At 70.3% G+C, this 16,056-nt stretch carries 16 protein-coding genes; 5 read left to right on the plus strand and 11 right to left on the minus strand.

What is annotated here, in order from left to right; all coding sequences use genetic code 11:
- The first annotated feature begins 14 nt into the window (after positions 1-14).
- Entirely contained in the window at positions 15-314 is a 300-nt protein-coding gene (locus ACFYT4_RS02030) for a hypothetical protein (RefSeq protein WP_389264330.1), read from the plus strand.
- Positions 315-685: 371 nt separating this feature from the next.
- Here ACFYT4_RS02030 and ACFYT4_RS02035 read toward each other — a convergent pair whose 3' ends face one another.
- The gene (locus tag ACFYT4_RS02035; protein ID WP_389264332.1) at positions 686-1,081 is read right to left on the minus strand and encodes a BlaI/MecI/CopY family transcriptional regulator; all 396 of its coding nucleotides are present in this window, start codon (positions 1,079-1,081) and stop codon (positions 686-688) included.
- A gap of 364 nt (positions 1,082-1,445) precedes the next feature.
- Entirely contained in the window at positions 1,446-2,876 is a 1,431-nt protein-coding gene (locus tag ACFYT4_RS02040; RefSeq protein WP_389264334.1) for a cytochrome P450, read from the minus strand.
- 612 nt (positions 2,877-3,488) lie between these two features.
- Here ACFYT4_RS02040 and ACFYT4_RS02045 point away from each other — a divergent pair.
- Positions 3,489-4,859, plus strand: coding sequence for a cytochrome P450 (locus ACFYT4_RS02045; RefSeq protein WP_389264336.1), 1,371 nt, complete (start codon positions 3,489-3,491; stop codon positions 4,857-4,859).
- 264 nt (positions 4,860-5,123) lie between these two features.
- On the opposite strand, the gene ACFYT4_RS02050 is transcribed toward ACFYT4_RS02045, so the two are convergent.
- The 5 genes from ACFYT4_RS02050 to ACFYT4_RS02070 form a co-directional block, all read right to left on the minus strand.
- Positions 5,124-5,753, minus strand: a complete 630-nt coding sequence (locus tag ACFYT4_RS02050) for an HAD-IA family hydrolase (RefSeq protein WP_389264337.1) — start codon at positions 5,751-5,753, stop codon at positions 5,124-5,126.
- A gap of 168 nt (positions 5,754-5,921) precedes the next feature.
- Entirely contained in the window at positions 5,922-6,788 is an 867-nt protein-coding gene (locus tag ACFYT4_RS02055; protein ID WP_389264759.1) for a GyrI-like domain-containing protein, read from the minus strand.
- A gap of 108 nt (positions 6,789-6,896) precedes the next feature.
- Positions 6,897-7,211 carry a hypothetical protein gene (locus ACFYT4_RS02060; protein ID WP_389264339.1) on the minus strand — a complete coding sequence of 105 codons (315 nt, stop codon included), beginning with the start codon at positions 7,209-7,211 and terminating at the stop codon, positions 6,897-6,899.
- On the minus strand, positions 7,208-7,876 hold the full coding sequence (locus ACFYT4_RS02065) for an RNA polymerase sigma factor (protein ID WP_389264341.1): 669 nt from the start codon (positions 7,874-7,876) through the stop codon (positions 7,208-7,210). The genes ACFYT4_RS02060 and ACFYT4_RS02065 overlap by 4 nt, the downstream gene beginning before the upstream one ends.
- Positions 7,873-9,438, minus strand: a complete 1,566-nt coding sequence (locus ACFYT4_RS02070) for a sodium:solute symporter (RefSeq protein ID WP_389264343.1) — start codon at positions 9,436-9,438, stop codon at positions 7,873-7,875. The genes ACFYT4_RS02065 and ACFYT4_RS02070 overlap by 4 nt, the downstream gene beginning before the upstream one ends.
- Positions 9,439-9,743: 305 nt before the next feature.
- Here ACFYT4_RS02070 and ACFYT4_RS02075 point away from each other — a divergent pair, with 305 nt between their 5' ends.
- From ACFYT4_RS02075 to ACFYT4_RS02085, 3 genes are all read left to right on the plus strand, one after another.
- On the plus strand, positions 9,744-9,941 hold the full coding sequence (locus ACFYT4_RS02075; protein WP_389264345.1) for a DUF3311 domain-containing protein: 198 nt from the start codon (positions 9,744-9,746) through the stop codon (positions 9,939-9,941).
- A gap of 177 nt (positions 9,942-10,118) precedes the next feature.
- Complete coding sequence (locus ACFYT4_RS02080; RefSeq protein ID WP_389264347.1) at positions 10,119-12,236, plus strand: carbon starvation CstA family protein; 2,118 nt, start codon at positions 10,119-10,121, stop codon at positions 12,234-12,236.
- Positions 12,233-12,448, plus strand: a complete 216-nt coding sequence (locus ACFYT4_RS02085) for a YbdD/YjiX family protein (RefSeq protein ID WP_389264349.1) — start codon at positions 12,233-12,235, stop codon at positions 12,446-12,448. The genes ACFYT4_RS02080 and ACFYT4_RS02085 overlap by 4 nt, the downstream gene beginning before the upstream one ends.
- A gap of 109 nt (positions 12,449-12,557) precedes the next feature.
- On the opposite strand, the gene ACFYT4_RS02090 is transcribed toward ACFYT4_RS02085, so the two are convergent.
- The 4 genes from ACFYT4_RS02090 to ACFYT4_RS02105 all read right to left on the minus strand — a co-directional run bounded on the left by ACFYT4_RS02090 (position 12,558) and on the right by ACFYT4_RS02105 (position 16,050).
- Positions 12,558-13,013 (minus strand): lamin tail domain-containing protein, encoded by a 456-nt coding sequence (locus ACFYT4_RS02090; RefSeq protein WP_389264350.1) that lies wholly within the window; start codon positions 13,011-13,013, stop codon positions 12,558-12,560.
- Positions 13,014-13,286: 273 nt separating this feature from the next.
- A complete protein-coding gene (gene tgmB, locus ACFYT4_RS02095; protein ID WP_389264352.1) occupies positions 13,287-14,216 on the minus strand; it encodes an ATP-grasp ribosomal peptide maturase in 930 nt (309 codons plus the stop codon).
- A gap of 12 nt (positions 14,217-14,228) precedes the next feature.
- A complete protein-coding gene (tgmA, locus tag ACFYT4_RS02100) occupies positions 14,229-14,420 on the minus strand; it encodes a putative ATP-grasp-modified RiPP (RefSeq protein WP_389264353.1) in 192 nt (63 codons plus the stop codon).
- Between the two features lie 646 nt (positions 14,421-15,066).
- The gene (locus ACFYT4_RS02105) at positions 15,067-16,050 is read right to left on the minus strand and encodes a phosphotransferase (RefSeq protein ID WP_389264355.1); all 984 of its coding nucleotides are present in this window, start codon (positions 16,048-16,050) and stop codon (positions 15,067-15,069) included.
- Positions 16,051-16,056 lie beyond the last annotated feature (6 nt).

Here is a 16,056-nt window from a genome sequence, read left to right on the forward strand (position 1 = left end):
CCGTGGTCGCGCCCGTGGAGAACCTCACGGCCCTGCGGGTCCGGGTGCTCGCCGTCGGCCCCCACCCCCGGCTCGCGGGGTGGGTGCTGGCCTCGGTGGACGTCCTGTCCGCAGCGCGGGTGGAGGGCCGGGCCGATCTGCTGTCGCAGCGGGTCGGTCGGCGGGTGGAACTGGCCGTCCGCCGTGAACTGTTGTCGGGCGCCGGGGCCGGCTCGGTGCTCGCCCTGCGCGCCAGGCTGTCCATGGGTGAGGTCATGGCCGAACCGCACCCGCTGCCGCAGGACTTCACCGTCGAACCCGACGAGCGGTCGTGAGCCTTCGTGGCCCCTCGTGAGCCGTGGTGAGCCGCCCGAATCCCCTGAACCGGGTGCGCGGGGCGTCGGCGGATCACCGATGGCGGTACGAGGTGACGGCGGGCTGCCCGGTGTCGTCGGGGCCGTCTCCGGGATCCGCGCTGGGTTGTGGAAAGGGAGCCGGATGGTGTGCGGGCCCGGAGGGTGAGGAGGTGACGGCGTGCCGTGTAGGTGAAGCCCGCTGTCCGCAGAGCCGCGGGAACGGACCGGATCGGCGGAGCCCCCGTCCGGGTGCCGGATCGAATCGGGGTCGACCCCTCGTTCCGGCGCGCGAGGTCGCCGGAGCACGGAGCACCGGCGTCATGGCCGTTACTCGCCACCGCGAGCGCGGGTCACGGGTCCCCGGACGGCTCCGCCCCCGTGCCGTGTCCCGCACCGATGACGCCCAGCGCCTCCTGGAGCGCTTCCCGCTGCTCCTGCGACATCAGACCGAAGAACGCGACCAGCGCGGCGGCCGGCCGGTCGCTCCGTGACCAGGCGTCGTTCATCAGGGCCGCCGCGTAGTCGGCCCGGGTGGAGACCGCCGTGTACCGGTAGGCGCGGCCGTCGAGTTCTCTCCGGAGCCAGCCCTTCCGGTACACCTTGTGCATCACGGTCATCACCGTGGTGTAGGCGAGGGAACGATCCTGCTGAAGTTCTTCCAGGATTTCCCGGACCGTCACGGATCGGTCCAGCCGCCATACCTGTGTCATGACCGCGTCTTCAAGCTCTCCTAATTGCCCTTTCACAGGATCCACACTAGGGATGCGGCGGGGTCGGCCCAAATCACCACCGGCGCCCGTCCCGCCGGGCCTTCACCCCGCCGGCCCCGGCCTCCGGCCGCACCCGCACAGCGCACGGGCCGGACCGGGAAGCAGGGAAGCGGACCGGGGTGCGCGCATCCCGGTCCGCTTGCAAGTGTGGGGAATCGAGGCCGGGGGGTGTCGTCGAAGCAGCGTCGTCCGCCCCGAGGGCGGGCCCGGCGGGGTCCGGGACTCCACCGCGGCCTTCGGCCCGGGTGCGGGTCCCCCCGGCGCAGCCAGGGGGACGTGCCCCGGCACCGGACCCGCTCCCCGACCCGGCCCGACCCGGCTCGATGCAAACGAGAGACTTCTAGCGCCGTCCGCCCAGGAGCCTGCGCCACCAGGACCTGCGGGGCGCGGTGGCGGCGGATGCCGCCGGCACGGCGGGCGCGGCGGCGGGAAGCGGCTGGGCGGCCGGAGCCGGCCGGGGGTCACCGTCACCCGGCGCGGCCGGCGCTCCGTCCGCGGTCGCCCGCGGGAAGCGCACGGGCAGGGCGTCCAGACGGCTGGACATCCATGAGGTGGTCACCTTCAACTCCGCCTCGGACACGGCGAGCTGCATGTCGGGCAGCCGGGCGAGCAGGGTGTCGATGCTGGTGTCCGCGATGGCCCGCCCGATGTCCGTACCGGGGCATTCGTGAGGTCCGCCGCCGAAGGAGAGGTGCGAACGGTTGCCGTGCATCGAGGCGTTGAGGTCGGGGCGGATCTCGGGGTCGTAGTTGCCGGCGGCGAGGCCGAGCATCACCATGTCCCCGGCCCGGATCTTCTGGCCGCCGAGGACCGTGTCGCCCTTCGCCCAGCGGTTCGGTGTCACCATCAGCGGCGGGTGGTTCCACAGCACCTGGTCCAGCGCGTCGGGCAGCGTCATCTGGCCACCGGACAGGTTGCCGCGGAACCGGGGGTCCGTCAGCACCATGCGCAGGGTGTAGGCGAGGAGATTGACGGTGGTCTCGTTCGCGGACGTGAGCGTGACCCGCAGCTGCTCGCAGACCTCGTTCTCGGTCAGGGCCGACTCGTGCGAGAGGAGCGAGCTGATGAAGTCCTTGCCGGGCTCCTCCTGCTTCTGCTTCACCACCCGGCGCAGGGTGTCCATGATGTAGTCGTTGCTCTGCAGGGATGTCGGGGTGCCCTGGACCATGTCCCGCACGGCCGCGCCGAGCGGAATCCCGTACTCCTCGGGGATCCCGAACAAGCGGGCGAGCACCATGACGGGCAGCTTCTCCGCGAAGTCGGCCACCAGATCCGCCTCGCCCCGCGCGGCGAAGTCGTCGATCAGCCGGTGCGTGTAGCGGACGGCCTGGCGGCGCACTCCATGGCGGTTGAACTGCGCCAGGCCGTCGGTGATGGGGCTGCGCAGACGCGCGTGCTCCTCACCGTCGGCGAACACCAGGATCGGCTGCCACGTGGTGATGGGAAGGAGCGGAGAGTCCGCCGAGAGCCTCCCCTCCTTCAGCACGTTCCAGTTCCGGGAGTCGTTGGTGAACAGCGTGGGAGTACGCATCGCCTCCAGGTTCTCCCGGTGGCCGAGGACCAGCCAGGCGGGAACGTCGCCGGGAAGCAGTATGGGCGCGACGCGGCCGTGCTCGAGGCGCAGCTTCTCGTACAGGGACTGCGGCGAGCCCTCGGCCTCGGGACCGAACACCCGCCTCGGTCCGCTGGTTCCGTGTGCGTGGGCAGGACACTCCGGAGGCGGTACGGGCGCGGACGAGGTGCCGGTCGGGTCTGGATACGGGGTGGTCACGATGCCTCCGAGGAACAACGGCGTACAGGACGGCGGTGAAGCCGGGATGCGAAGAAGTATCAGCCCGCCGCTCCCGCCGACGTCATGATCGTCGACGGGGCCACGTGCCGGAAGCCCGGGGTGCGGCGAACGTTCACTGTGCGCCGCCGCTTCTCAGGGGTCACGGCATGACGGGGCCGGGTATGGGCAGACGTCTCCTCGCACAGGGAGCTGAGATGGCACAGCGCCCGCAGCATATCCCCGTGGCGATCCTCACAGATACGTGGTTTCGCAAGGAACTTGCCCTTGTGGAGGAGTACATGAAGGTTCCCGGGCCGACTCATCACCGATACCCAGAAATCGCCATATAGGGGACACCGATCCTCCGGCATCTTCATTCAGCACCGAAAACAACCCAGACGCGGAGCTATGCACCTCGGCATGTGAGTGGTGAACTCGTAGACGCAGCACAGCACTTGACACAGCGTTCGGCACCTAAGAGGAGGTCAGCCGCCTTCCGGGCCACAGAGGCGCACTCGCGCCACCCGTCTCCCGGTGATGAGATCTCCTCGACAACTGGACCGTGGAGTACGCCGCGCCGAAGGGCGCGGCGCACTGTCGAGAAGTAAGGGAATGCTTGTGGCACTTGAGTTGCAGTCAGCAGATCTGAAGTCGATCCCCCGCGTTCCGGGAGCCATACCCCTTGTCGGACATGCCCTGAAAGTCTGGCGAGACCCCCTGGAATTCCTGAAGTCTCTCCCCGCGCACGGAGATCTGGTCCGACTCAACCTGGGCACCCTGCCGGTGTACGTCGTCACCTCGACCGAACTGGCCTACCAGGTGATGGCGACGAAGGCACGCAGCTTTGAGAAGGGCCGGTTCTTCGACCGGGTACGCCCCTTCGCGGGGAACGGACTGGCCAATTCCGACGGGGAGTTCCACCGCAAGCACCGCCGGCTGATCCAGCCCATGTTCTCCAAGGAACGAATAGCCCAGTACTCCGAGATCATGGGCCGCAAGGCGACCGAGATGGTGGAGTCCTGGAAGCCGGGGGACGTGGTCGAAATACAGAAGGAGGTGACCACCTACGGCGTGGAGACACTGGCGGAGACGCTGTTCTCCACCGGTGTCGACAAATCACTGGTCGACACCATCCATCGGAACCTTCCGGTCCTGATGAAGAACATGCTGTTGCGGGCGGCATCCCCCAAGATCCTCGACCGGGTGCCCGTGCGCCCCAACCGGGAATTCGACACCGCGTCGGCGAACCTCCGCAAGGTCATCGACGACGTCATCCTGGCGTCCCGAGCGGCCGGGGGCACCGACCGGAAGGACCTCCTGACCCTGCTGCTCGCCGCGCAGGACTCCGAGAGCGGGGAAGGGCTCACCGACACCGAGGTCAGGGACGAGCTGACCATCATCCTCTACGCCGGGGTCGAGACCACGGCGGCCACGATCTCGTGGACGATGCACCACCTGGCCGGCCATCCGGAGGAGGAGAAGAAGCTGGTCGCGGAGATCCTGGAGGTGGTCGGCGACCGGCCGGTCACCATCGAGGATGTGCCCCGGCTGCCGGGGGTGCGCCGCGTGGTGGACGAGGTGATCCGGCTGCACGGCGTCACCCTCCTGATGCGCCGCGCCACGGAACCGGTGGAGCTGGGCGGCTATCTGGTGCCCCCTGGCACGGAGATCGCGCTCAGCCCGTACGCCATCCACCGCGACGGCCGCGTGTACGAGAACCCCGACGCCTTCGACCCGGACCGCTGGCTGCCGGAGCGTCAGAAGGCCGCCGGGCTGGAGCGCGAGCACTTCATCCCGTTCGGGGCCGGGAGTCACAAGTGCATCGGGGACATCTACGCGTACACGGAGGCGACCATCGCTCTGGTGACGATGCTGTCCCGGTGGCGGCTGGCCCCCGTGGCCGGGCACACACCCACCGAGGTGGCCGCCACGGTGCCGGTCGCGGACCGCGTCGCCATGGTGGTCCAACCGCGCCGGCCGTGAACCGGCTCCGTCCCGGGCCTGGGCCCGGCGTACGGTAGCCGACCGCACGCCCTGTCCGTGGAGACCGGTGACACGGGCCTCGGCCGAGTGGTCCTGAGAAGAAGGTGAGGGCCTTTCGGCCCGGTGCGGATGGCGACATCCGCACCGTCGGCCGGAAAGGCCCTCGCACCCCTACCCGGGCGGCCCGCGCCGCCGTGGCGTCACGGGCCGCCGAAGTACCCCCGGCGGGGCGGCGTCCGGGCCTGACCGGCCTTGGGTTGACCCTCAGCGCCGTCCCGGAACGGCCGCCATATGACCGGCGATACGCACCATGGCACGGAGGTTGTCCTCGAAGAGATGCGCCTCCATCCCGATCTCCCGGGCCGCCGCCGCATGGGCCGGGTCGTCGTCGACGAAGAGGCAGTCCTCCGGGCGCGCCCCGAGCCGCGAGCACACCGCCCGGTAGGCACGGGGATCGGGCTTGAGGATCCCGGTCTCGTGGGAGTACACGATGTCGTCCATGAATTCGCCGAAACGATACTTCACCTCCTCTCTCTCACGGGCGCCGGCGAAGCTGTTGCTGAGGATGCCGAGTCGGCAGTGGCGCCAGCGGGAGGGGAGATCCCGTACATAGGAGATCAGCTCCTCATTGGGGGACCCGAGGTACTCGTGCCACAGATCGGCCATGAACGCGTCGGTGCGGGCGGCGTCGAGACCGAGGAGCGCCGAGACCCGTGTGCGTACTCCCTCCTCGGAGAGCGCTCCCGTGCTTCCCGCCCGCCACACCCCCGCCAGCAGGCGGTCCACCTCGCCCGGTGGCAGACCGAGCCGCTGTTCCCATCCGCCCTGCCAGCCCGTCGCCGGCGTGATCTCCAGTACCCCGCCGATGTCGAGGACGACGCAGCGCGTGTTCATCCGGCCTCCCGGTCTCCCCGGACGGCCCGTGGGCCGTCCGTGCATCAGTGACGTGATCACTCTGAGGTCTGCCCCGGTGTCAGGGTCAAGCGGTCTTCGGCCCGCCGCCGTCCGGGCACCAAGGACACGGGAGGTCCCCCTCGGCGGACCACCGGCCGTACGCTGCCGTCAGTCCGAGGTGCGCTCCACGGGGATCCACAGCTCCGCGTCCGCTTCCGTGCCGTCCCCGGACAGCCGGGTGCCGAGGATCTCGGGGCCCGGCCTGCTGCGGTACGGGTTGGAGGGGAACCACTGGGTGAAGACGTCCCGCCACATGTACTGGAGCGTGTGCGGGAACGGGCCGGAGCTCTCGAAGACGGCCCAGGTGCCCGCCGGTACGACGAGCCCGTCCAGGTCGCCGGGCGCGGGGGCGGTGGTCACCACACCGTGCAGATAGTCCATTTCGGTGCCTTCGGCACGGCTGGGGTCGATGTTGTCACTGACGCCGACGATCCCCCGCGGCTCCTGGTCGGACAGTTCCTCCAGGCGTGCGAGCGTCTCCGGCCCGATGCCCCGGATGAACTCGACCAGGGCCGGGTTCATGCCCTCATGGACGATGGGCACTCGCTTCCTCCTGCCGACGACCCGGAACTCGTCCTTCTCGACAACGCGGTACCGCATGCTGCTGCTCCCTTCGACGATGAGACGGAAGGACATCCGTGGCTGGGAGCGCAGGGCCGCGCCCGTCCGCCGGGCCTCGCCCGGACCGACACCGTGCACAGCGCGGAACGCGCGGGCGAACGCCTCGCCCGACGTGTAGCCGTACCGCACGGCGATGTCGAGCAGCGTCCGCCGCCCGGCGATCACCTCGGCGCCGGCGACGGTGAGCCGCCTGCGCCGGATGTACTCGGACAGCGGGATCCCCGCGAGTGCCGAGAACATCCGCCGGAAGTGGTACTCCGACGTCATCGCGATACGGGCCAGTTCGGCCGCGTCGATCCGCCGGTCGAGACGGCTCTCGATGTGGTCCATGGCCTGGTTCAGCCGGTCCAGCACTCCGGACTCCTTCCTGGTGATCACCACGTTAGGAAGGAACCACCCTGCCGCACCCGACCTTCTGTGCCCGCTCCGGTCGGGCACGGGCACGCCGTGCGTGCGCCCGTGTCAGCTGCCGGGCGGGGGCGCCGGGACGGCCGGTGTGGTCGGGGCGGTCGTCCGGTCGTCGTTGAAGATCCCCCCGGAGCCGGCGGGCGCGGAGTTGAGGACCCAGAGCCCGGCGAGGGTGGCCAGGGTGAAGACCACGGCGACCAGCACGGACAGGATCAGCCGCCGCCGGCGCTCCCGGCGGCGCCACTCGCCCTGTGCCGTGCGGTACGCGTCGGGCGCGGCGTGCACCTGCCCGGCGAGCGCCTCCATGGCCTCGCGCAGGCGCTCCTCGGTGCCGGGGCCGTCGACCGGCTGGGTGTCCTGGCTGTTCATCGGCGGTTCTCCATCACCTGGGTCAGTGCGGCGATACCGCGCGCGGTGTGGGTTTTGACGGAGCCGGTCGAGATCCCCATGGCCTTGGCTATCTCGCTCTCCTTGAGCCCCATCCAGTGGCGCAGCACCAGGGCCTCGCGCTGCCGGGGCGGCAGTTGCTGGAGGGCCCGGATCAGCGCCTGCTGGTCGTCGTGGAGCAGGGCCGTGTACTCGGCCGACGCCACCGGGTCGGCCGCGGGGGCCTCGGCGTGCTTGCGGACGATCTGGAGGTGGCGTATCCGCATCCGGGTCAGATTGCAGACCACCGAGCGCAGATAGGACTCGGCGCGGTCGGCGTCCCGCAGCCTGCGCCACTTGCGGTAGATCTCGTAGTACGCCTCGGCCACGATGTTCTCCGGGTCGTCCGCCCCCAGCAGCGCGGCGAGCCGCAGCATCGAGGTGTAGTGCCGTGCGAAGAGCCGTGCGAGGGCCGCCTCGCGCTCGGTCTCGGCGGGGTCGGTGACCGCCCCGGGCGGCCGGGCGGCGCCCCGGCCGTCGTCCCGCGTTCCGTCCGGCCGCTCCGCCGGCCGGCCGGTGTCCTGCGGATGTCCCGGGTCCTCGCCCCGGCCGGCGGGCTCTTGTGCCGGGGCGAACAGGGTGCGGGCGGCGCGTGGGGTCCGTCTCATGGCGAACTCGTTCCCGTCTCGGGGCGGGGCTGGACTGCGGGTCGGGAGGACAGCGAGGTGGCATCCGGTCCGCGCGGTGTACCCCTCCACCGCAGCAGGACGGTGCCCACGACGACCACCGCCAGATTGACGAGCAGGGCCGCGAGACCTGCGTAGATCTCCGGGGAGTGGCCGCTCGGGCCGAACGGTACGACGGGTGAGAAGCCCTCCCGGACGACCATGACCGTACCGAATCCCATGCCTGCGGCCCACCCCGTGAGCAGAGCGCGCGGGTGCGGCCACCGGGTGTAGAGGCCGATGGCGACGGCGGGGAAGATCTGCAGAATCCATACGCCGCCGAGGAGTTGGAGATTGATGGCGGCCTGGTCGCGCAGCCCGAAGACGAAGGCGACGGCGCCCACCTTGGCGGTGAGGGAGACGGCCTTGGCGATGCGTACCTGCCGTTTGGGGGTGGCGGTGGGGTGAACGTACTCGACGTAGACGTTCCGTACGAACGAGGTGGCCGCCGCCACCGACATCACCGCGGCCGGGACCAGCGCACCGACCGTGATGGCGCCGAAGACGAGTCCCGCGAGCGGCGCGGGCATCAGCCGGTCCACCAGCATCGGCACCGCGGACTCGGCGCTTCCGGCCGGGGTGCGCACGCCGGCCGCCACGGCGGCGATGCCGAGCAGCCCGAAGAGCGCCAGCACCGCCGTCCACCCGGGCAGCCCCACGCAGACCTTCCGCAGGGTCGACGGCCCGGAGGCGGCGAAGGAGACGGTCAGGATGTGCGGGTACATCAGCAGGGCGAGCGCGGAGCCGAGGGCGAGGGACGCGAAGGCCGGCTGCTGGTCGGGGGTGAGCAGGAGGGAAGCCTCTCCCCCGCCCGGGGCCGCGAGCGCCGTGCCGGCCGCGTCGAAGACCCCGCCGGGTCCGCCGAACTCGTCGAGGACCAGCCACACCAGCGCGAGCACGGAGGCGAAGACCGCGACCCCCTTGAAGCCGGAGATGACGGCGGGTGCGCGCAGCCCGTGCCGGTAGGTGGCGACGGCGAGCCCGGCGAAGAGCACGACCATCACGAGATCGCCGGTCGCCGTGTCGGCGGGGTTGATCCCGCCGGCGTCCAGGACGGCCCGGATCCCGAGGAGTTGGAGCGCCAGATACGGCATGGTCGCGAGGATCCCGGTGAGCGCGACAGCGAGCGCGAGCGGTGGTGAGCCGTGGCGTCCGCGGACGAAGTCGGCCACCGTGATGTAGCCGTGCTCCCGGGCGACGGCCCAGAGCCGGGGCAGCAGGACGAACGCCATCGGGCAGACGATCACGGTGTACGGGACGGCGAAGAACGCGAGCGCGCCGTTGCCGTACGCGAGTCCCGGCACGGCCGTGAAGGTGTACGCCGTGAAGATCGTGCCGCCCAGCAGCAGCCAGGTCCATCCCGTGCCGAGGCTCCGGTCGGCGAGCGCCCAGCCGTCCAGCGACGGCAGGGTTCCGGTGGTGTGGAAACGCCGGGCGCGCGCAGCCAGCAGCGAGGCCGCGCCGATGACGGCGAGGAACGCCGCCGCTACGGCACCTTCGGTCATCGGTCACCGTCCGTGCTGCGTGCTGTGGGCGCCTTGTGACGCCCGGTTGTCGCCCGGCCGCTTCAGGTGGACACCCCCTGGTTGCGCGAACGGGCCGTTCGGAGGACAGGGAAGCCAGGGAAATCTTCCGGCGATCCCGTGTCAACCAAACCGCGGTGACCGGCAACTCTTCCACAGACCGGCCCGTACGACGACGACACCGACGGCACCGGTGCCATCGGCCGGGGACGGACGACGCACAACGGACAACCGCGGAGGAGCCCGTGAGGGGAAGAGCCCGGCGACCACGCAACGGTGGCGGGTGGGTGGCCCGCCGGATCGCGGCCGGCATCTGTCTGGCCGCGCCGGTGGTCGCCCTGCTGTGGGTGCCCTGGTACGCACAGGAGCGGCCGCGGCTCGCGGGTGTCCCCTTCTTCTACTGGTACCAGCTCGTCTGGGTGCCCGGATGCAGCCTCGGTCTGCTCGCCGCCTGGCTGCTGACACGGCGCCGGCCCGATTCCTGATCCCGGTTCCGCCGTCCCGGGCCCCGCCACCGCACACCGTCCCCGGACACTCCTCGTCCGCCCCCGTCTGTCCCCTTCTATTCCCGTCTGTCCTCGCCCCCTGCGACCGGTGCCGGTCGCGTCGGCGGCCGCCGCACCGGCCTCCGTCCCCGTACCTCGCCTGTGTAAGGAGCCAGCATGTCCCGGCCCTCCGTGCCCGCTTTCCGGGCCCAACCGAAATCGGTCCTCCTGTGGACGACCGTCGCCGTCGTCGGCGCGATCTGCTGGGGGGTGCTTGCGCTCGCCCGCGGTGAGGAGATCTCGGCCGTCTGGCTGGTCGCCGCCGCCCTCGGGACGTACGCCATCGCCTACCGCTTCTACTCCCGCTTCATCGTGAACCGGGTCCTGAAGCCCGACGACACCCGGGCGACTCCCGCCGAACGGCTGGAGGACGGCGTCGACTACCAGCCGACCGACCGCCGGGTGCTGCTCGGCCATCACTTCGCCGCCATCGCCGGGGCCGGACCGCTCGTGGGTCCCGTGCTCGCCGTGCAGATGGGTTTTCTGCCCGGCACGATCTGGATCGTCTTCGGGGTGATCTTCGCCGGAGCCGTGCAGGACATGGTCGTGCTGTTCCTGTCCATGCGCCGGGACGGCAAGAGCCTCGGGCAGATGGCCCGGGAGGAGATCGGGAAGGTGGGCGGCGCGGCGGCGCTGATCGCCGTCTTCGCCATCATGATCATTCTGCTGGCGGTGCTGGCGCTGGTCGTCGTCAACGCCCTCGCCCACTCGCCCTGGGGCACCTTCTCCGTCGCCATGACGATCCCGATCGCGCTGTTCATGGGCTTCTATCTGCACATCCTGCGGCCCGGCCGGGTGCTGGAGACCAGTGTGATCGGTGTCGCGCTGCTGCTGCTCGCGATCGTCGGCGGCGGCTGGATCCAGGACTCCTCCCTCGCCGACACCTTCACCCTGAGCCCGACCACGCTGGTGTTCTGTCTCGTCGGCTACGGATTCCTCGCGTCGGTCCTGCCGGTGTGGATGCTCCTGGCGCCCCGTGACTACCTCTCCACCTTCATGAAGATCGGCACGATCGCCCTGCTCGCGATCGGGGTGGTCTTCGCCGCGCCCGTGCTCCGGGCCGACGCGGTCAGCACGTTCGCGACCTCGGGCCAGGGGCCGGTCTTCGCCGGGTCGCTGTTCCCGTTCCTGTTCATCACCATCGCCTGCGGCGCGCTCTCCGGGTTCCACGCCCTGGTCTCCTCCGGCACCACGCCCAAGCTCATCGCCAAGGAGTCGCAGGTCCGGACGATCGGCTACGGCGCGATGCTCATGGAGTCGTTCGTCGCCGTGATGGCGCTGATCGCCGCGGCCGTGCTGGACCCCGGTCTGTACTACGCGATGAACGCGCCCGCCGGGCTGCTCGGATCCACCGTGGAGTCCGCGTCCCAGGCGGTGGCGGGGCTCGGATTCACCATCTCCCCCCAGGAGTTGGCGAGTGCGGCGAAGGCCGTCGAGGAGAGCTCCCTCGTCGCCAAAACGGGTGGCGCGCCGACGCTCGCGGTCGGGATGTCGCAGATCTTCTCCGATGTCATCGGCGGCGGGGGGATGAAGGCGTTCTGGTACCACTTCGCGATCATGTTCGAGGCCCTGTTCATCCTGACGACCGTGGACGCCGGTACCCGGGTCGGCCGGTTCATGCTCCAGGACATGCTCGGCAACGTCTGGAAGCCGATCGGCCGCGTCAACTGGAAGCCGGGCATCTGGCTGGCCAGCGCCCTGGTCGTAGCGGGCTGGGGCTACTTCCTCTACGCGGGCGCCACCGACCCGCTCGGCGGCATCAACCAGCTGTTCCCGCTGTTCGGCATCGCCAACCAGCTGCTCGCGGCGGTCGCGCTCACGGTGGCGACGACGCTGCTGATCAAGTCGGGCCGGCTGCGCTGGGCGTGGGTGACGGGTGTGCCGCTCGCCTTCACGGTCGCCGTGACCTTCACGGCGAGCTGGCAGAAGATCTTCTCTCCCGACCCGAGGGTCGGCTTCTTCGCCCAGCGCGACCGGTTCGCCGACGCCATCGACGCCGGGAAGGTCCTGCCGCCCGCGAAGAGCATGGACGACATGGACACCATCGTCCTCAACTCCACGGTCGACGGGGTGCTCATCGCGCTGTTCGTCCTGCTCGTCGCCACGGTCCTCGTCAACGCCGCCGTGGTGTGCGTCCGCACCCTGCGCTCCCCCACTCCGCCGTCCACGACCGAGACACCGTATGTCGCCTCGCGCCTCGATGTGCCCGGTGAGCTCGCCGGAGCACGCGAGTGAACGGCCGGGCCGCCGCCGCGCTGGAGGCCGTGCTCCGGGGGCTCGGCACCGTGCGCTGGTATCTGCGCGAGGTCACCGGTGAGACGGCGTACGACCGGCACTGCGAGCACCACCGCAGAAGCCACCCGGACCTTCCGCCGCCGACGAGACGGGAGTTCCAGCGGATGCGCAGCCGGCGGCTGGAGGAGGAGCCGCTCTCCCGCTGTTGCTGAGCCGGGCCCCGGGCCGCCCGGACTCCTGTGGTCCGGGCCCGGACAAGGCCCCGGCGGCACGAAGGCGCCCACCCCCGGGAGGGGGTGGGCGCCGACCGCCTGCCCGCGGTCAGCACATCTTGTAGTCGACCCTGGTCGAGTTGTACGTGCAGGTGTCGGCCTTGGCCCCGCTCGCCTTCTTCAGCGTGGCCGTGTCCTTGTCGTTGTTCCAGACGTACGCCGCCCGGCCCTGGTAGCGGTTCGTCGCGGTGTTGGTGCCCTTGCCGGTACGGACGGTCACCGTCTTGCCCTTGCCGAGGGTGTAGGTGCCGAAGACGTACTTGTGGTTGGACGCGTCGGTCAGTGTCCAGCCCTTGAGGCTGACCGCCTGTGAGGTGGTGTTGCGGATCTGCACGTACTCGGCGTTGAGACTGGCGTTGGAGCGCCTGTCCGTGCCGGGGCTGTCGTAGTACACCTTGTGCAGGTGGACCGATCCCGCGGCGGCCTGGGACGGCGCCGGTATCAGGACGAGTCCGCCGAGGGTCGCCGCGACGAAGGCCGCGGCGGTGGAGCGGGTGCGGAGCATGAGCATCCTTCATGTTCAGGCCGGGCACCCCCCATTTCCGGGCCCGGCAAGTGGCCCACAGTAGGGCCAACCCGGCTGCGGTGAAGGACACTTCGCGAAACTCGCGCCCCGGACACTCTGCACATGTCCGCCGGTACCACACGGACCGTCACCTCCGCGGCAACGGCGGCGGGCGTTCGGCTGGTGCGGAATTCGGCCCGGCGCTCACCGGCGGAGGGGCCGGGGCGCACGGGGTCCCGGTCCGTCGGTCCGCGCCCGGCCGTGGCCGGGCGATCACTCGGCCGGGAAGCTCAGCCACTCGGCGACCGCGTCGGCGATCGGCTGCTCCGTCTCCAGCTCGATGAACCCGAACTGGCCGCCCTGGTTGCACTCCAGGAACCACCAGGTCCCCTCGCCGTCCTCCGCGAAGTCGAAGGCTCCGTAGGCGAGTTTGGCCAGCCTCTTGTACAGGGCCACCGCCCGCTCGACCGTGGGGGGCACCTCCACGGGCTCCCAGGGATGCCCCGTCTCGCCGTACCGTCCGTCCACCTGCCCGGGCTCGGCGATCTTGCGCGCGGCGAAGACCTCGTCCCCGACGCTGGTCAGCCGGATGTCCGCCCGCTTGGCTATGTACCGCTGCAACAGGGTCGGACCGGCGGCCACATTGGTGAAGTCCGCGTCCTGCGGCACGAGTGTGGTGGGAAGGGCCATCGGCGGATCGCTCGGTGGCTTTCCCGAGACGGCCTTCACCACCACGTGCCGGTACTGGTCGGCGAACTGCCGGGCGACCTTCGGGTAGGTGGTGATCACGGTCGCGGGCACCGGGAATCCGCTGCGGTGGGCGATGCGCAGCTGCCACGGCTTGAGCCGTGCCCTGGCAGCCGCACCGGTGTCGTTCATCCAGCGGGCCGTCGTGCAGTCCAGCATCCCGTACAGCGCCTGGCCGCTCTCGGCGGACAGCCACGGGGACGGTTCGGCGGCGTGCGCCGCCGGCTCGCTGGGCCTGCGCACCCAGATGGAACGCAGGCCGTCCATGCTGACCACTCGCCCGCCCGTGGACAGATAGCCGCGGAACTCCCCCCGCACATACTCGGCGGAGAGAGCGCCCTCCCCGGGGAGATCACCGGGATCGAACCGGACGAGCGGGACGCCCCGCTTGTGGAGCTGCGCCACCACCATGTCCGCGGTCACATCCTGCTCGCAGGTCAGGATCAGCACCGTCATCTGAGCGGGAGGTCAGTCGTCGAAGTGGGTCGCGGAACCGGCTGTCGAGGTGGTGGTTCCGACCGCCGCCAGCAACGCCCTGTCCATGATGGCGGGGCGCCCGTCCGGGAGGACGTTCAGCTGGAGGGTGGAGTCGTACGAGTACTGGTCGATCACTGGTGACAGCTCGGCCGGACGTGCGTAGTTCCACGCGAACGGTTTCATGCTTTTCTCCCTGCCCCGCACGGGACTGTTCTCGGGCCACTGTGTGGCCGCGTAAGGAGCAATACGTGTCGGTGATGTAGCCAGTTCATCACATACCGTCATATTGCGGAAAACGGCGCGCCAGTCGGACGCCCGACCCGCACAGCCGCATACACCAGTCGTGAACACGACTGCCACCACGGGCCGTTGACGCTTTCCTGACACCTATAGAGACGCTTCCGCGAGCAATTCCGTGCACTCGAAGAGGAAGTGACCTCCGTCACCATCTGCCCCACCTGGCCCTTTGGGCACGACAGCAATGAATGGCCACACAGACACCGCCTTCATGACGAACTCTGCGTGATGGAGTGTTTCTTTTCGGTAAGTCTCTGCAGCGCGCGGCATGATGGGACGGAAGCCGGGGTCGGAGGCATGGCGGCCGTGACGGGAAACCTTCTTCCCGCAGGACGTCACCAGCGTAGAGGAATTGCCTGTGAGGTGACTGTGAGCGCCTTTCCCGAACACAAGGGTCCGATATCCGGGCGCGCCGCTTTCCGGGCCGCGCCCACCCTCCGCGCGCGAGGGCATCCGGTCCGCGAGCGGTCGGCGCAATTGCCGTGACCGGGTGCCCACGGTCCGTAATTTCATAGGACAGCGACCTCGGCCGTCATAGGTCGGTGAGCCGCTCCAGCGTGCTCCGGAATCCCTGCCACGCCTGCTCGGTGTCGGACGTCCTGGTGTGGGGGCCACGGAACAGACCGAGGTCGGCGGTCACGTCCTCAAGGTCCCGGCGCAGCCGGTAGAACGCGAGCGCGGACTTGTCGGGTGTCCGGCCGGTGAGGTCCTCGTAACGGCTCAGCTCCTCCGGCTCACTGACGACCTGCCAGAGATCGCGCTCGGGCACGGAGAGCCCCACGGTGTCCCAGTCCACCAGCACCGGTCCGCCGTCCCGCCACAGAAGATTGCCCGGATGCGGCTCGCCGTGCGTCACGACGAGTTCCCCGCCGCTTCCCCGCGCCTCCGCGATCCGCCGGTCGAACTCGTCGAGCCGCAGACGGAAACGCGTCCCGGCGCCGGCCAGCAGGGCCCTGGCGGGTTCGGCGAAGGGCCCGCCGCTCCACGGCTCCGCCACCTCCCTCAGGGTCTCCTCCAGCCGGTTGCGGGCCGACAGGTCCAGCGGGGCCAGGGGGGCCGGGTCCGGCGACTTCGCGCTGTGGAGCGCGGCCAGTGTCTCCACCGTCATCGCGCGCCGTGACGCGGTGAGCTCCTCGCCGAAGTGCCCCGGGGTCCCCTCCACATGAGGGAAGACGCTGATCGCGTACCGGTCGTCCAGCCGCCGGGCCGTCTCGCCGTGCGCGGCGCGCAGGGGTGCCACGACGAAGTCGAGCCCGCCGCGCTCCGCGAGCCAGGACGCCGTGTCCATGGCCCGGTACAGGCCCTGCCAGGCGGCGTCCGCGTCCGTGCCGCAGTGGTCCTTGTTCTCCAGGTCGGACACCGTGACGAACCAGCGCTCTCCGCGCGGGCCGTCGGCCGTCCAGTGGTAGTCGCCCAGGCCGAGGGGTGCGAAGGCCAGGGAGCCGGCCTCGATACCCCATGCCTCCAGAGCGTGCCGTACACCGGACTCGTTCATTCCTTCCGGCTCTTCTTTCATGGCGGT

This window comes from Streptomyces sp. NPDC004609 (assembly GCF_042873655.1).
GTDB lineage: Bacteria > Actinomycetota > Actinomycetes > Streptomycetales > Streptomycetaceae > Streptomyces.

What these genes read in the sequence shown, in the direction of transcription:
- ACFYT4_RS02090 (WP_389264350.1), bottom strand. Translation starts at nt 13,013, where the DNA reads ATGCTCCGCACCCGCTCCACCGCCGCGGCCTTCGTCGCGGCGACCCTC.
- ACFYT4_RS02050 (WP_389264337.1), bottom strand. Translation starts at nt 5,753, where the DNA reads ATGAACACGCGCTGCGTCGTCCTCGACATCGGCGGGGTACTGGAGATC.
- ACFYT4_RS02080 (WP_389264347.1), top strand. Translation starts at nt 10,119, where the DNA reads ATGTCCCGGCCCTCCGTGCCCGCTTTCCGGGCCCAACCGAAATCGGTC.
- ACFYT4_RS02045 (WP_389264336.1), top strand. Translation starts at nt 3,489, where the DNA reads ATGCTTGTGGCACTTGAGTTGCAGTCAGCAGATCTGAAGTCGATCCCC.
- ACFYT4_RS02065 (WP_389264341.1), bottom strand. Translation starts at nt 7,876, where the DNA reads ATGAGACGGACCCCACGCGCCGCCCGCACCCTGTTCGCCCCGGCACAA.
- ACFYT4_RS02060 (WP_389264339.1), bottom strand. Translation starts at nt 7,211, where the DNA reads ATGAACAGCCAGGACACCCAGCCGGTCGACGGCCCCGGCACCGAGGAG.
- ACFYT4_RS02070 (WP_389264343.1), bottom strand. Translation starts at nt 9,438, where the DNA reads ATGACCGAAGGTGCCGTAGCGGCGGCGTTCCTCGCCGTCATCGGCGCG.
- ACFYT4_RS02105 (WP_389264355.1), bottom strand. Translation starts at nt 16,050, where the DNA reads ATGAAAGAAGAGCCGGAAGGAATGAACGAGTCCGGTGTACGGCACGCT.
- tgmA (WP_389264353.1), bottom strand. Translation starts at nt 14,420, where the DNA reads ATGAAACCGTTCGCGTGGAACTACGCACGTCCGGCCGAGCTGTCACCA.
- tgmB (WP_389264352.1), bottom strand. Translation starts at nt 14,216, where the DNA reads ATGACGGTGCTGATCCTGACCTGCGAGCAGGATGTGACCGCGGACATG.